The organism is Lentzea sp. NPDC005914 (genome assembly GCF_040629405.1).
In the GTDB taxonomy this organism is placed as follows: domain Bacteria; phylum Actinomycetota; class Actinomycetes; order Mycobacteriales; family Pseudonocardiaceae; genus Lentzea.
The window spans coordinates 290,185-304,000 of record NZ_JBEXVQ010000003.1; the positions used below are offsets into that span (position 1 = coordinate 290,185).

Here is a 13,816-nt window from a genome sequence, read left to right on the forward strand (position 1 = left end):
AAATAGGCGAACCGGGGAGTTCACGTGATTGTAGAAGAGCACGTCGGTGTCATGAGCGCAGTAGCCGTCGTCCGCGCCGACGGCGAGTACCGCCTGGTGGCGAATCGCCCGGTGGCGAAGGGAGAGCTGCTGTTCACGATCGACGGCGAGCTGACAGCCACCCCGACGCGGTACACGGTGCAGATCGGCCACGGCACGCACGTCGACGTCCCCGGAGAATACGACTTCGAAGCGATCCTCGATCGGTTCTACTGGCGCTTCATGAACCACAGCTGCGACCCGACGGTGTTCATTCGCGGTCGTTCGGTGATCAGCCTGAAACCGGTCAAATTCGGACAGGACATCACGTTCAACTACAACACCACCGAATTCGACATGGCGGAGCCGTTCGGCTGCCGATGCGGCAGCGTCCGGTGCACGGGCATGGTCCAGGGGTTCCTGCACCTGTCCGATGAGGAACGTCAGCGGCTGCGGCCGTGGCTGGCGGCCCACCTGTCGCCCACGGGTGCGCGATGACCTCGACCGTCCGGTCCCCGGGGGTCACGGTCGTCGACTTCTTCGACCAGGCGGCCCGCCAGTGGCCGGACGCGATCGCCGTGGACATCCCTCCCGCGACCGGGCGCCCGAACCGCAGCCGGGTCACGTACGCGGACCTGCTGCGCATGTCCACCGGCCTGGCGCAGTTCTTCGAGCACCTGGCCGGTCGCGGGCGCGTCATCTCGATCATGCTGCCCCGCACGTCCGTTCTGCTCTACACGGCCCAGCTCGCGGTGCTGAAGTCCGGGTCCGCGCACGTGTGCCTCGATCCCGCGTTCCCCGACGACCAGGTGCGCCACATCCTGACCGACTCCGGTGCCCAGGTGCTGGTCACCGACGCGCAGGGGGCCGAACGGGCGGCGCGCGCCGACTTCCAGGGGGCTGTGGTCAGGCTCGACGACCCGCACGCGAAGGTCGCTGTCGTCGACCCCCCTGCGGCACCGGAGGGGCTGGCGTACCTGATCTACACCTCCGGCACCACGGGCCGGCCCAAGGGCGTGATGGTCGGGCACGCCGGCATCGCCAGCCTGATCAGCTCCGACGTCATGGAGTTCGGCCTCGGTCCCGGTGACCGCGTGGTCCAGGGCTCGTCGGCCGCCTACGACTCGTCGGTCGAGGAGACGTGGATGGCCCTGGCGTCCGGCGCGACCGTGGTCGTGATGGACGACGAGACGGCCCGGCTCGGCCCGGACCTGGTGCCGTGGCTGCAGAACGAGCGGGTCACGGTGTTCTGCCCGCCGCCGACCCTGTTGCGGGCCGCCGCCTGCTCCGATCCGCAGACGGCGCTGCCCGATCTGCGGCTGCTGTACGTCGGCGGTGAGGCGTTGCCCGACGACGTCGCCGAACTGTGGTCGTGCGGCCGGCGGATGGTCAACGGCTACGGCCCGACCGAGTGCACGGTCACCTGTCTGCGCGCGGACATCGTTGCGGGACAACCGGTCGCCATCGGCCGTCCGGTGCCCGGAGCGCGCGCGTGGGTGCTCGACGACCAGCTCAGGCCCGTCGCCCAGGGGCAGCAGGGCGAGCTGTGCATGTCCGGCCCCGGGCTGGCGTTCGGCTACCTCAACCTGCCGGAGCTGACCGCCGAGAAGTTCCCCGAGCACCCGGTGGCCGGCCGGATCTACCGGACCGGCGACCTCGTGCACGCCGAGCCCGACGGGACGCTGTACTACCACGGCCGCATCGACTCCCAGGTCAAGGTCCGCGGGTACCGGATCGAGCTGGAGGCGATCGAGACCGTTCTGGCCCGCTGCGACGGCGTGCTGGAGGCGGCGTGCCGGGTGCAGGGCGAAGGCGCGACGCAGGCGATCGCCGCCCATCTCGTCGTGGCGGACCGGATGCGTCCGCCTCACGTGGAACGGCTCAAGAGCAGGCTGCGGGCGGAGCTCCCGTCCTACATGGTGCCCGCGCTGTTCGGCCTGATCGACGTCCTGCCCCGCAGCGCGGGCGGCAAGCTGAAGCGCGCGGACCTGCCGTCGCTCACCCTGCCCGAACGCCGCCGCCATTCCCGCGGTGACACCGGCAGCATGAACCCGGTCGAGATGGTGATCGCCATCGCGATCTGCGAGGTGTTCGGTCTGGCCACCGGTGGCGTGTCAACGCAGGACGACTTCTTCGAAGACCTCGGCGGCACCTCGCTGCAGGCCGCGATCCTCATCTCGAAGCTGCGGGCCAACCCGATCACCGAGGCCGTGACGGTCCGGGACGTCTACGAGGCGCGCACGGTCATCGGGCTGGCGCAGCGGGTCAGCCCTGGGACCAAGTCGCAGCAGGAGCCGGCACCGGAGCCCACCGTGGCCTCCGCGCGTGACGCGGCCTCGGTGACCGCCGAGCAGTCGTGGTGGCTGGTGCTGGAGCTGCTCGTCCTCGCGCCCGTGGCCTACCTGGTGACCTTCGAGCTCCTGCCGTGGCTGGCGGGCCTGATCGGGTTGTTGTCGCTCGTGGTGATCGTGCCGTTCGTGCTCGCCCCGCTGCGCCTGGCCTGGACACCGATCGCCATCTTCATCGCCGTGCGGATGAAACGCATGCTGATCGGCCGTTATCAGCCCGTGCGCGCTCCGGCGTGGGGAGACCTCCGCGTGCGCATGTGGATCGTGCAGCACGTCGTGCGCATCATCCCGTGGCGCAGCATCGCCGGGACGGAGTTCCAGTGCATGGCTTTGCGCGCGCTCGGTGCCAGGATCGGCCAGCGCGTGCACATCCACCGCGGCGTGAACCTCACCCAGGGCGGCTGGGACCTGCTGGACATCGGCGACGACGTCACGCTTGGCCAGGACGCGCACGTCGGGCTCGTCCAGTTCGAGCACGGACAGCTCATCGTCGGACCGGTCAGGATCGGTGACGGCGCCACCCTCGACACCCGAGCGAGCGTCGGCCCCGGCTCCCGGATGGGACGTGACTCGTGGCTCGCCGCGCTGTCGTCACTGCCGGCCGGAAAGTCCATTCCGGACAGTGAGATGTGGGACGGCGTGCCTGCCCGGCTCGTGGGCCCGGCACCGCGGCCGCCGGTACCCGTGCAGGAGGGAAGCCTGTTCTCCCCCACCCTGCACGGCCTCGCCATGATGGTGTCCAGGACGCTGCTCGCCTGGGTGCTGGCCCTGCCCGCCACCGCACTGGCGGCCGGCGTCGTCCTCTACTACCGGCTCACGTTCGACTCGCTGCTCGTCGTGCTCACGAACCCGTTGTCGTACCTGTCTTTCCTCGGTGTGGTCGCGGCACTGACCTGTCTGACCCTGATGCTCACGGTCGCCCTGGAGGCTTTCGTCGCGCGGGCGCTGGGCCGGGTGACGGAGAAGGTCATCAGCCGCTGGAGTCCCGCGTACATCCGGATCTGGCTGAAGACCGGGCTGGTCGACTCCGCCAACAGGTGGCTGTCCGGAGGCCTCTACTGGCCGACCTGGCTGCGCTGGGCCGGGATGGACGTCGGCCGCGGCTGCGAGATCAGCACGATCATCGATGTCGTCCCCGAACTCGTCCACATCGGACCCGACACTTTCTTCGCCGACGGCATCTACCTGGGCGGCCCCAGAATCCACCAGAACACGGTCACGCCTGCAGCGGTCCGGATCAGCGAGCGGACCTTCCTGGGCAACCACGCGGTCATCGCGGGCGGGCAACGGCTGCCCGCCGACATCCTGATCGGCATCAGCACCGTGGCCGACGACCGCGTCGTGCGGCCGGGCAGCTCGTGGTTCGGGCACCCGGCGTTCGAGCTGCCGCAACGGGAAGTCGTGGAGGTGGACCGCGCGCTGACCCACGAACCTTCGCTGATCCGGCGGATCAACCGGCTGTTCTGGGAATGGCTGCGGTTCACCCTGCCCGTCGCCCCGCTGGCCGTCGCGACCGCCTGGTTCTGGGGCATCGGACTCGCCGCTCGAACCCTGCCGTCGACGGTGTTCCTGACCGTCGGCATCGCCGCGGTGACGCTGGGCGTCGCGGTGCTGCCCGGTCTGATCGTGCTGGCGATGAAGTGGCTGCTGCTGGGCAAGGTCCGGCCCGGCATCCATCCGCTGTGGTCGTGCTGGTGCAGCCGGTGGGACTTCCTGTACGTCGCCTGGGGCGTCATCGCCAGTGGCACGCTCGCCACCCTCGAGGGCACCCTGCTGCTGGCGGTCTACCTGCGCCGGATGGGGATGGAGATCGGCAAGCGCGTCGTGCTCGGCGACGGTTTCGCGCAGGTCGTCGACCCGGACATGCTTCGGTTCGAGGACGGCGCGTGCGTGAACGCGATGTTCCAGGCGCACACCTTCGAAGACCGCGTCCTGAAGATCGGCCAGGTCGTGGTGGGCCCGAACTCGACCTTGGCGCACGGCACGGTTCCGCTGTACGGCGCGCAGATCGGTGAGGGAACGTACGCCGCGGCCCACAGCGTGGTGATGAAACACGAACACCTGCTACCGCACACTCGCTACGAAGGTGCTCCTACCCGAGCCCAGAACTGACCGGCCCCACGACACGGCCGCACCTGGCGAGCCAGGTGCCGACGTGCAGCCACTCGCGGCCGCGGCGGTGGGTCACCAGCACCGTCGGCCGCAGGCAGCGCGGGCACGGCTGCGGTGGCGAGTCGATGGTCATCGGCGTGTTTCTCCGGAGTCTCGTGAGGGTGGACTGCGGGGCGGACGGTCCGACCGCAGAGGCGCGCTGCGGCGAGCAGACCGTCCACCCCGCCCGCCCGGTGCGCGTCGGTGTCAGAGGGGGGAGGTGACACCGTCATCGGGGACCACCGGGCACGCTGAAGGCAGCCGGGTCGACAGGCTGCCCCGAGCGAGATCAGGCGGCGGGAGCGACGACCCTGTGGCCGGGCAGCATCAGCCCGCCGTCGTCGAACAGCACGATCCCGTTGCACAGCAGGTACCAGCCCTGCTCGGGGTGGGAGACGGCGATCTCGGCCCACGGCCCGCGGGTCCGCCGCGACGGGGCACTGTGGCTCGTGCTGGCACATGGCTGGCGCTCCTGGTGGTCCGGCGACCGGTGTCTGACCGGTCTGCGTGTTCCGGGCCACGTGGGAGAAAGTCTGCTGGGCACACGGCACGCACGCGTCGGGAGAACTACGTAGATTGATGCGGACTTCCGGCTTTGGCGCGCCGGGTTGCACAGCACTACGGTGCGTGTATGAGCACGGTCGTCCGGAGGGGGTCGTCAGGACTCCCCCTGGAGCTGAGCAGTTTCGTCGGCCGCCGGCACGAGGTCGACGAGGCCAGGCGCCTGCTCTCGGCGTCACGCATCGTGACCCTCACCGGACCGGGCGGAGTCGGCAAGACACGTCTCGCCCTGGAGGTGGGCGGCGCCGTGCACCGGGCCTTCCCGGACGGGGTGGTGCTGGTCGAGCTGGACGAGCTGCGCGACGCGGAACTCGTGGCGAACGCCGTGGCGCTCGCGGTCGGCATGCGCGAGACGGGCGGCACGTCACTGGAGATGCTGACCGCCTACCTGGCGACGCGGCGGCTGCTCCTCGTGCTGGACAACTCCGAGCATCTGGTCGACGCGGTCGCCGAGCTGTCGCGCGCCTTGCTGCGGCACTGTCAGGAGCTGCGGATCCTGGCCACGAGCAGGGAGTCGCTGGGCGTCGCCGGCGAGGTCGTCATGCCCGTGCCACCGCTCACCCTCCCGGCTCCGGGGCGGCCGGTCACCGAGCAGGACCTGAGCCGGTCCGAGGCGGTGGCGCTGTTCGCGGAACGGGCGGCGACCGTGCGGCTCGGTTTCACCGTCAACGCCGCCAACGGGGACACGGTCGCCGAGATCTGCCAACGCCTGGACGGCCTGCCACTGGCGATCGAGCTGGCCGCGGCACGGGTGCGAGCGCTGTCGGAGAAGGACATCCTCGCGAGGCTGCCCGACCAGCCCCGGCTGCTCACCACACGGCTGCGCCACCTCCCCGCCCGGCAGCAGACGCTGCGGTCGTGCATCGAGTGGAGCCACGGCCTGTGCTCGGAGCAGGAGAAGCTGCTGTGGGCGCGGCTGTCGGTGTTCGCGGGCGGGTTCGAGCTCGACGCCGCGGAGGCGGTGTGCTCCGCTGCGGACTGCGCCGCCGAGGACGTGCTGAACACCGTGACGTCGTTGCTGGACAAGTCGATCCTGGTCGCGGACCAGCACGGCGACGTGATGCGCTACCGGATGCTCGAGACCATCCGCGAGTTCGGCGTGGAACAGCTCGAGCGCACCGGTGAGCACGCCGAGCTCCTCCACGCGCACCGCGACTTCTACGTCGATCTGATCGAGCGGGCCAACGACGACTGGGTGAGCGCACGGCAGGTGTTCTGGTTCTCACGGCTGGACCGCGAGCACGCGAACGTCCAGGCGGCCGTGGACCACTCCATCAGGGAACCGGGCGGCCTGGACGCCGCGTTCCGGATGCTGGCGGGGCTGTTCCACTTCTACTGGTGGGGCCGCGGGTGGGCCAGGGAGGGGCGCCTGTGGCTCGCGCGGGCGCTCGACCGGCCGAGCCCGCCGTCCGCCGTGCGTGCCCAGGCGCTGCTCACCGACGGCAGCCTGGCGTCCGCGGACGGGCAGTTCGACGTCAGCCTGCGGCGCCTGGCCGACGCCAGGGCCGACGACGAGATCCTGGCCGACCCCGCCATCGCGGCCTTCGCCTGCTGGGTGGAGGGCAGCGTCGACCTGTACAGCGGTGACCTGCCGGCCGCGATCGAGGTCTTCGAGCGGGGCATCGCGCTGCTGCCGCCGGAGGTCGACGTGCCGCGACGCCTCGACCTCATGCTGAGCTACTCGAGCGCGGTGGGACTCGCCGGTGACGTGGCCCGCGCGACCGCCTGCCACGAGGAGTGGCTGCGGATCACGGAGCCCGCGGGCGAGTGCTTCCACCGGTCGTACGCGCTCTGGAGCATAGGTCTGTTCGCGATGGCCCAGGCCGAGAACGACCGGGCCGCGCAGCTGTACCGCGAGAGCATCCGGCTGCGCCGCGACATCCGCGACCTCACCGGGATCGGCTGGTCGGTGGAGTCCCTGTCGTGGGTCGAGTCCGCGCTGGGGCACGTGACGCTCGCGGCGACGCTGCTCGGCGTGGCGGACCGGATTTGGGAGATCATGGGCCGCCCACTGCGCACCTACCAGCACCTGTACCCGTACCACGAGGAGACCGAGCGGGCCGGCCGGGAACGACTGGGCGCCAAGGGGTTCGAGGCGGCGTTCGCGCGTGGCCAGGCGATGAACGTCGACGAGGCCATCGCGTTCGCCCTGGACGAGAAACCGCCGGCCGCGGCGCCGGCCGAGTCGCCGAGCGTGCTGACCCGGCGTGAACGGGAGATCGCCGGCCTGATCGCCGAGGGCCTGACCAGCAAGGAGATCGCGGACCGGCTGGTGATCTCGGTGCGCACCGCGGAGACCCACACCGAGCACATCCTGACCAAACTCGGGTTCAGGTCCAGAGTTCAGGTCGCGACGTGGGTGTCGCAGCAGCGAACCACTGACTGACCGCCTCAGCTGGTGCGCGAGAGAGGCAGCTGGAGCTGGAGCCGGAACCCGCCCTCGAACGTCGGGGCGGTCGTGATGGTGCCTCCCAGCAGTGCGGCTCGCTCGTGCAGACCGACGAGTCCGTGCCGCGCGCTCGGCAAGGCCAGCGTGGGACGGGTCGGCGCGGTGTTGGTCACCGTCACCGTGAGATCCGTGTCCTCGTGGGCGATCTCGACCCGGGCCGTGCTGCCGGGCGCGTGTTTGCGGACGTTGGTGAGAGCTTCCTGGATGGTGCGGTAGACCGTGCGCTGGAACGCGGCGTCGACGCCCTCGGGCGCGGTACCGACGAGCGTCGTCTCGATCCCGCTGCCGGCGACCAGTCTGTCCAGATCGGACAGTGTGGGCTGCGGTGTCAGCTCGGTGGCGGAACTTCCCGACGCACGAAGCAGGTTCACCATGTGCCGCAGCTCGTCGAGCGTGTCCACGGACAGCTTGCGGACGTTCTCCGCCACCGCCTTGACGCCCGGATCGGGCGCCGAGACGCTGAGCGCGCCCGCCTGCACGGCGATCAGGCTCACCTGGTGCGACACCACGTCGTGCATCTCCCGCGCCAGCTGGTTGCGTTCCTTGGCCAGCACGGCCCGCGCGTCCAGCTCCCGCTCGTGCTCCCGCGCCTGCCGGACATCCGCCAGCGCGCGCATCAACCAGCCCAGGAAGATCGGCGCGGCCGCGGCCATCACGGCGTAGATGAGGACCAGCACGGCGTCGACGCGCGTGAGCTCGGCCTCCCCTCCGGCGACGAGGTACCCGGCGGTCGCGAGCACCCCGCACCCGATGAGCAGGTGCCGGTTGGAGTTCACCAGCGCGACGGCGTAGAGCGCGATCACCGTCGGCAGCACCCCGCCCACCAACGCCAGCGCGGGCAACGTGACCAGGAAGACGGCCACGGGCCAGCGGCGCCGCACGGTCAGCGCGGCCACCGCCAGCACCGCGACGGCGATGGGCAGCGGATGCCGGGGTTCGTTGGAGGCCAGCTCGACGGCGGCGACCGCGACCAACCCGAGGTCGGCCAGAAGACGCCTTCGCGCCGTGGTCACGCTCGTCCGTCCCCGAGCAGCCCCGCGCGCTGGGCCACCAGCGCCGCCTGCACCCGGCTGCCCACCCGGAGCTTGGTCAGGATCGCCGACACGTGGTCCTTCACCGTCCCGACGCTGAGGTGCACCCGTGCCGCGATGTCCGTGTTGGACAGACCGTGCGCGATGAGCACGAGCACCGTGCGTTCCCGCTCCGTCAACTGGTCGACCTGAGCCGCTGCGGGGGAACCCGCACCCGCGCCCAGATACCCGTCCACCACCGTGCGGATGACCTTCGGCGAGAGCACCACGCCTCCCGCGGCGAGGGTCCGGACGAGCTGGGCGAGCTGATCGGGTGCCGTGTCCTTCAGGATGAACCCGGCCGCGCCCGAACGCAGTGCCGTCGCGATGTACTCGTCCGAGTCGAACGTCGTCAGCATCGCCACCACCGGCGGATGCTGGAAGCCGCGCAGTTGCCGCAGCACCGTCAAGCCGTCGACGTCGGGCATCCGGATGTCCAGCAGCACCAGGTCGGGCCGGTGCAGACCGACCTCCTTCACCGCCTGCGCGCCGGACACCGCCGCCACCACCTCGATGTCGCCCGACGCCTCCAGGATCAGACTCAAGCCCGAACGCACCAGCTCCTCGTCGTCGACGACGACTACGCGCACCATGCGCCCAGTCTCAGCGCAACCACCGGGGACCTCCATCCGGGATGCGGCGACTACTCGGCCCCCACCCGGCTGGAGACCACCAGCCGGATGGCGGGGTGCGCACCGCTCGCCGACCGATGCCGGCGGCGAGGACGCTCGGCGACGCTGATCGCATGACGGTTCTTGAACGCTCAACGACGCTGGGCACCGCCCGGCTGGCCGGCATCGACCTGGCGCGCGGGCTCGCCGTCTTCGGCATGTTCGCCGCGCACGTCGGCCCGGAACCGTCGGTCGGCGGCGTCACCGGCGTGCTGATGGAGTTCGTGCAAGGCCGTTCGTCCGCGTTGTTCGCGCTCCTGGCGGGCCTGTCGCTCGCGATCATGTCCGGCCGGCGGGAACCCCTGAGCGGCTCGGCGTGGCGGGTGGCGGCGGGCCGGATCGCGATCCGCGGCGTGATGCTCCTGCTGTTCGGCACCGCGTTGACCATGACCGGCACCTCGGTCCAGGTGATCCTCGCCTACTACGGCGTGTACTTCCTGCTGGCGCTGCCCTTCACCCGACTGCGGGCACCGGTGCTCATCGCGATCGCCGCCGTCACGGCGGTCGTCGGGCCGTTGCTGTCGTTCGGCGTGCGCTGGGCGCTCGGCGAGAGCGGCTGGGACCAGCTGATCACCGCGAACGACCCGATCCAGGCGATCGGCGGCGAAGGCTTCCTGCGGCTGCTGTTCACCGGCAGCTACCCCGTCGCCACCTGGATGCCGTTCGTGTTCGCGGGCATGGCGCTCGGGCGGATGGACCTCGCGAGCACCACGACCAGGATCCGGTTGGCGATCACCGGACCGGTGCTGACCGTCGTCGGCTACGGCGGATCGGCGTTCGCGATGAGCCTGTTCGGCATCGAGGACGGGTTCTCGTACAAAACCCTCGACGTCGGGCCCGAGGACCTCGTCTCGGGCGCGGTGAGCACCGGCTCACCTTCGTCGCTGCTGGCGGCCACACCGCACAGCGGCACCCCGTTCGAGATCGCCGGCAACATCGGCGTGGCCATCACGATCCTCGTCGCCGCGCTCGCTCTCACCGACGAGGTGGCGCGGCCGTGGCTCTGGCGTCCGGTGACCGCGGTCGGGTCGATGTCGCTGACCTCCTACGTGCTGCACGTGATCGCCATCGGGGTCATGGGCCTCGGCGCACAGCAGTCAGAACCGGTGGGCGTGCTGCTCGGGTTCATCGCCGGGGTGGTCGTGTTCGCCCTGGTGTGGTCGCGGTTCTTCCGGCGCGGCCCGCTCGAGTTCCTGCTGCACCGGGCCACGGCGCCCGCTCAGCGGCTGTTGCGCCAGAACTGATTCCACCTCTGTCCTTTGTAGAAGGAGACTCTTCATGTTCAAGCGGATGCTGAGCGCGTTCGGAATCGGCGGCCCGTCCGTCGACACCGTGCTGGACTCACCGCACGCCGTGCCCGGCCAGGCGATCACCGGCCAGGTGCGCGTCCAGGGCGGCAGCTCGGACACCGAGGTCGGCCAGGTCGTGCTGTCCCTCGTCGTCCGCGCCGAGGACGAAAACGACCAGGACCTCTTGCGGCTGGTCGTGCAGCAGGGCGTGCGGGTGTCCGCGGGCCGGCTGGTCTCGATCCCGTTCCAGCTGACCCTGCCGCACGAGACACCGATCACCGCGGTCGGCGGGACGGCACTGCCCGGAATCGGCGTGGGTGTGCGGACCGAGCTGGTGATCTCGGGCGCGCCGGACAAGGGCGACCTCGACACCGTGCTGGTCGGCCCGCTGCCGTCGCAGGACGGGGTGCTGGACGCGTTCGGTCAGCTCGGGTTCTCGTTCTGCGGCACGGAGATCGAGGCCGGGCGTCTGCCAGGGGTGCCGCACGAGCTCGGCTTCCACCAGGAGCTCGAGTTCTTCCCGCCCGCCCAGTACGCGAGCAGGGTCCACCGGGTCCGGCTGACCTTCGTGGCCAAGCCCGACCGGCTCCACGTGGTGCTCAGGCCCGGCGCCCACGCGGCTCCTGGCACGTCCGGTCACCTCCAGCTGTCGCACGAGGAGGCACAGGGCACCGACTGGGCCGCGGCGATCAGCGGCTGGCTCACGCAGGTGGCCGGGCAGGGCTCCGCGAACCTGGCCTTCGCAGCGCAACCCGGTCAACTCCAAGGCCACCACGAACAGCAGCGCGGGCTGGGCATGAGCGGAATGGGCATGGGCGGTTCAGGTATGGGCGGGATGGGCACGGGCGGGGCGGGCATGGGCGGGCCGGGCATGGGCGGGCCGGGCATGGGCGGCGTGCTCGCCGCCGGAGCGGCCGGAGCAGTCGGCGGCATGGTCCTCGGCGAGGTCGCTGACGAGTTCTTCGGCGACGACGAATGACCTCCCCCTCCCCACCGAGCACAAAGGATCTGCCGTGGCCGTCTCCGGAATCGTCAGCGCTCTCGTCATCGGCCTGGTCATCGGCGCACTGGGCAGGCTGGTCGTGCCTGGCAGGCAACGCATCCCGATCTGGCTGACCATCCTCATCGGCGTCGTCGCCGCGCTGGCCGGTACATTCGTGGCCACCAAGCTCGGTGTCGCCGACACCCGCGGCGTCGACTGGGTCGAACTGCTCCTCCAGATCGCCCTCGCCGCCGGTGGCGTGAGCCTGGTGGCCGGAATCCACGGCCGCAAGGAGCACTAGGCGGACCACACATGCTCAGCCCACTGGACCTGTCGCTGATCAACGGGCCCATTCCCGCCGCCGCCACCGTCAGCGGTGTGGTCGCGCTGGTCGCGCTGGCGATCCGGCGGACCCGGACGTGGTGGACCCGAGTCCTGCCGGCCGTCGTGCTGGCGTGTGCGGCGGTCGTCGCCGGGTTGAACTTCCTGGTCGAACACGTGTGGAAGCCGTTCCCGGAGCCGCTTCCCGTGATCCTGGTGATCTGGGCGGGCGCGGCGCTGCTCGCGGTATGCCTGGCTATCGCGCGGTTTCGTGCCGGACGGTGGTACTGGCGGATCGCGAGCGTGGTGCTGGTGCTGGTCGTGACCACGAGCGCGCTCGTGACGGCGAACGCGTACTTCGGCTTCTACCCCACCTCACGCGCGGTGCTCGAGTTGTTCACCAACAACAGGGTTGACCTCGACGAGGCCGCGAAACCGGCGACGCGCCTGGTCGAGGTGCCCGCGGGCGGCAGGCTCGCCGACGTGTGGCAGAGGCCCGCGGATCTTCCGGACACCGGCACCGTGTCGGAGGCGCCCATCCCCGGTGCGTTCAAAGCACGTCCGGCCTGGATCTACCTGCCACCCGCGTACGCGGCGACGCCTCGCCCGCGGCTGCCGGTCGTGGTGCTGCTCCCGGGACAGCCGGGTTCGCCGCGGGACTGGTTCGACGCGGGCCGGCTCACCGAGCGCCTGGACGCGTTCGCACGGGAGCACGACGGACTCGCGCCGATCGTGGTGGTGGCGGACCAGCTCGGCGCCCGGATGGCGAACCCGCTGTGCCTCGACTCGAACCTGGGTCAGTCGGAGACCTATCTGGCCCGTGACGTGCCCGCGTGGATCAAACAACGGCTGACCGTCGACGAACGCCGCGAAGCATGGACGATCGCGGGCTTCTCCCAGGGTGGAACGTGTGCGATCCAACTCGCCGTGCGCGCACCGGACGTGTTCGGGAACTTCATCGACCTGACCGGGCAGCGCGAGCCCACGCTGGGAACTCGCGCCGACACGGTCAAGGCCGCGTTCGGCGGCGACGAAGCGGCGTTCACGCGGGTCAACCCGATGGACATCCTCGCCCGCCAGCGGTTCCCGCAGACCGCCGGCGTGATCGTCACCGCCCAGGGCGACGCGCTCTACCGCCGGGCCGGCACCGAGGTGTTCGAAGCCAGCCGCAACGCCGGCATGGACGTCGTGCTGAAGGACCTGCCGGGAGGGCACGACTGGAACGTGTGGCGACCAGGCCTCTACGACTCCTTGCCGTGGCTCGCCGCGAGGACGGGCCTGAGCAGATGAGAACTCACTTGACGGAGTGAGCACTCACTCCGCACTATGGGTGCATGACACCAGCATCTGAAATACGGCGAAGAGCGCCGAGCATGAGCGCGGAAGACCGGCGGGCGATGATCGTGCACGCCGTGCTGCCGCTCCTCATCGAGCACGGCGCCAACGTCACCAGCAGCCAGATCGCCCGCGCCGCCGGCATCGGCGAGGGCACCATCTTCCGCGCGTTCAAGGACAAGGACGAGCTGTTCGACGCCTGCACGGCCGAGGCGCTCAGGCCCGACCACGTGCTGGACGCGATCGCCGAGATCCCTGTTGACCAGCCCCTGGAAGACCGGCTCGTCGAAGCCGCCGAAGCACTCGGCGCGCACCTCGAGCGGATGGGCGCGCTGATGGGCGCGCTGCACGCGTCCGGCCGGGTCAAGCACCGCGATCCCGAACAGCGCCACAAGGGCGGCTCCGGCAGGGGCGGGCGCCGCGAGTCGATGGCCGCCATCCGAGGGGCGATGGTCGAGCTGTTCACACCGGAGAAGGACCGGCTCCGGCTGCCGCCCGAGCAGCTCGCCGCCCTGTTCCTGACCTTGTTGTTCGGCGGCCGCCGGATGGCGCAGGACGACGCGCCCACCACGCGCCAGGTGGTCGACTTCTTCCTCCACGGCGCCGTGGAGGCTGAATGAT

Annotated in this window: 12 protein-coding genes; 8 read left to right on the forward strand and 4 right to left on the reverse strand. The window is 70.6% G+C overall.

Annotation, left to right across the window (positions count from 1 at the left end; translation table 11 throughout):
• Positions 1 to 24 precede the first annotated feature (24 nt).
• Positions 25 to 516, forward strand: a complete 492-nt coding sequence (locus ABZ345_RS06360) for an SET domain-containing protein-lysine N-methyltransferase (protein WP_359843573.1) — start codon at positions 25 to 27, stop codon at positions 514 to 516.
• Positions 513 to 4,478: an amino acid adenylation domain-containing protein gene (locus ABZ345_RS06365; RefSeq protein WP_359843575.1), complete on the forward strand. Its 3,966-nt coding sequence runs from the start codon at positions 513 to 515 to the stop codon at positions 4,476 to 4,478. The genes ABZ345_RS06360 and ABZ345_RS06365 overlap by 4 nt, the downstream gene beginning before the upstream one ends.
• On the opposite strand, the gene ABZ345_RS06370 is transcribed toward ABZ345_RS06365, so the two are convergent.
• Both ABZ345_RS06370 and ABZ345_RS06375 read right to left on the reverse strand, forming a co-directional pair.
• The gene (locus tag ABZ345_RS06370) at positions 4,459 to 4,611 is read right to left on the reverse strand and encodes a hypothetical protein (RefSeq protein ID WP_359843577.1); all 153 of its coding nucleotides are present in this window, start codon (positions 4,609 to 4,611) and stop codon (positions 4,459 to 4,461) included. The genes ABZ345_RS06365 and ABZ345_RS06370 overlap by 20 nt on opposite strands.
• Before the next feature lie 195 nt (positions 4,612 to 4,806).
• Positions 4,807 to 5,061, reverse strand: a complete 255-nt coding sequence (locus ABZ345_RS06375) for a DUF5999 family protein (protein WP_359843578.1) — start codon at positions 5,059 to 5,061, stop codon at positions 4,807 to 4,809.
• Positions 5,062 to 5,148: 87 nt separating this feature from the next.
• Here ABZ345_RS06375 and ABZ345_RS06380 point away from each other — a divergent pair, with 87 nt between their 5' ends.
• Entirely contained in the window at positions 5,149 to 7,464 is a 2,316-nt protein-coding gene (locus tag ABZ345_RS06380; protein WP_359843580.1) for a LuxR C-terminal-related transcriptional regulator, read from the forward strand.
• 5 nt (positions 7,465 to 7,469) lie between these two features.
• On the opposite strand, the gene ABZ345_RS06385 is transcribed toward ABZ345_RS06380, so the two are convergent.
• Together ABZ345_RS06385 and ABZ345_RS06390 are read right to left on the reverse strand one after the other, a co-directional pair.
• Positions 7,470 to 8,540 (reverse strand): histidine kinase, encoded by a 1,071-nt coding sequence (locus tag ABZ345_RS06385; RefSeq protein WP_359843582.1) that lies wholly within the window; start codon positions 8,538 to 8,540, stop codon positions 7,470 to 7,472.
• Positions 8,537 to 9,190: a response regulator transcription factor gene (locus ABZ345_RS06390; RefSeq protein WP_359843584.1), complete on the reverse strand. Its 654-nt coding sequence runs from the start codon at positions 9,188 to 9,190 to the stop codon at positions 8,537 to 8,539. Before ABZ345_RS06390 ends, ABZ345_RS06385 begins: the two co-directional genes overlap by 4 nt.
• A 152-nt stretch (positions 9,191 to 9,342) precedes the next feature.
• Here ABZ345_RS06390 and ABZ345_RS06395 point away from each other — a divergent pair, with 152 nt between their 5' ends.
• From ABZ345_RS06395 to ABZ345_RS06415, 5 genes are all read left to right on the forward strand, one after another.
• A complete protein-coding gene (locus tag ABZ345_RS06395) occupies positions 9,343 to 10,512 on the forward strand; it encodes a DUF418 domain-containing protein (protein WP_359843586.1) in 1,170 nt (389 codons plus the stop codon).
• Between the two features lie 34 nt (positions 10,513 to 10,546).
• Positions 10,547 to 11,536 (forward strand): sporulation protein, encoded by a 990-nt coding sequence (locus ABZ345_RS06400; RefSeq protein ID WP_359843588.1) that lies wholly within the window; start codon positions 10,547 to 10,549, stop codon positions 11,534 to 11,536.
• A gap of 34 nt (positions 11,537 to 11,570) precedes the next feature.
• A complete protein-coding gene (locus tag ABZ345_RS06405; protein ID WP_359843590.1) occupies positions 11,571 to 11,840 on the forward strand; it encodes a GlsB/YeaQ/YmgE family stress response membrane protein in 270 nt (89 codons plus the stop codon).
• Positions 11,841 to 11,851: 11 nt separating this feature from the next.
• On the forward strand, positions 11,852 to 13,150 hold the full coding sequence (locus ABZ345_RS06410; RefSeq protein ID WP_359843592.1) for an alpha/beta hydrolase-fold protein: 1,299 nt from the start codon (positions 11,852 to 11,854) through the stop codon (positions 13,148 to 13,150).
• Between the two features lie 83 nt (positions 13,151 to 13,233).
• Entirely contained in the window at positions 13,234 to 13,815 is a 582-nt protein-coding gene (locus ABZ345_RS06415) for a helix-turn-helix domain-containing protein (protein WP_359843594.1), read from the forward strand.
• Position 13,816 lies beyond the last annotated feature (1 nt).

Excerpts from the sequence above, each read along its gene's own strand:
- ABZ345_RS06365 (WP_359843575.1), top strand. The coding sequence starts at position 513 with ATGACCTCGACCGTCCGGTCCCCGGGGGTCACGGTCGTCGACTTCTTC.
- ABZ345_RS06370 (WP_359843577.1), bottom strand. The coding sequence starts at position 4,611 with ATGACCATCGACTCGCCACCGCAGCCGTGCCCGCGCTGCCTGCGGCCG.
- ABZ345_RS06380 (WP_359843580.1), top strand. The coding sequence starts at position 5,149 with ATGAGCACGGTCGTCCGGAGGGGGTCGTCAGGACTCCCCCTGGAGCTG.
- ABZ345_RS06390 (WP_359843584.1), bottom strand. The coding sequence starts at position 9,190 with ATGGTGCGCGTAGTCGTCGTCGACGACGAGGAGCTGGTGCGTTCGGGC.
- ABZ345_RS06395 (WP_359843586.1), top strand. The coding sequence starts at position 9,343 with ATGACGGTTCTTGAACGCTCAACGACGCTGGGCACCGCCCGGCTGGCC.
- ABZ345_RS06400 (WP_359843588.1), top strand. The coding sequence starts at position 10,547 with ATGTTCAAGCGGATGCTGAGCGCGTTCGGAATCGGCGGCCCGTCCGTC.
- ABZ345_RS06410 (WP_359843592.1), top strand. The coding sequence starts at position 11,852 with ATGCTCAGCCCACTGGACCTGTCGCTGATCAACGGGCCCATTCCCGCC.
- ABZ345_RS06415 (WP_359843594.1), top strand. The coding sequence starts at position 13,234 with ATGAGCGCGGAAGACCGGCGGGCGATGATCGTGCACGCCGTGCTGCCG.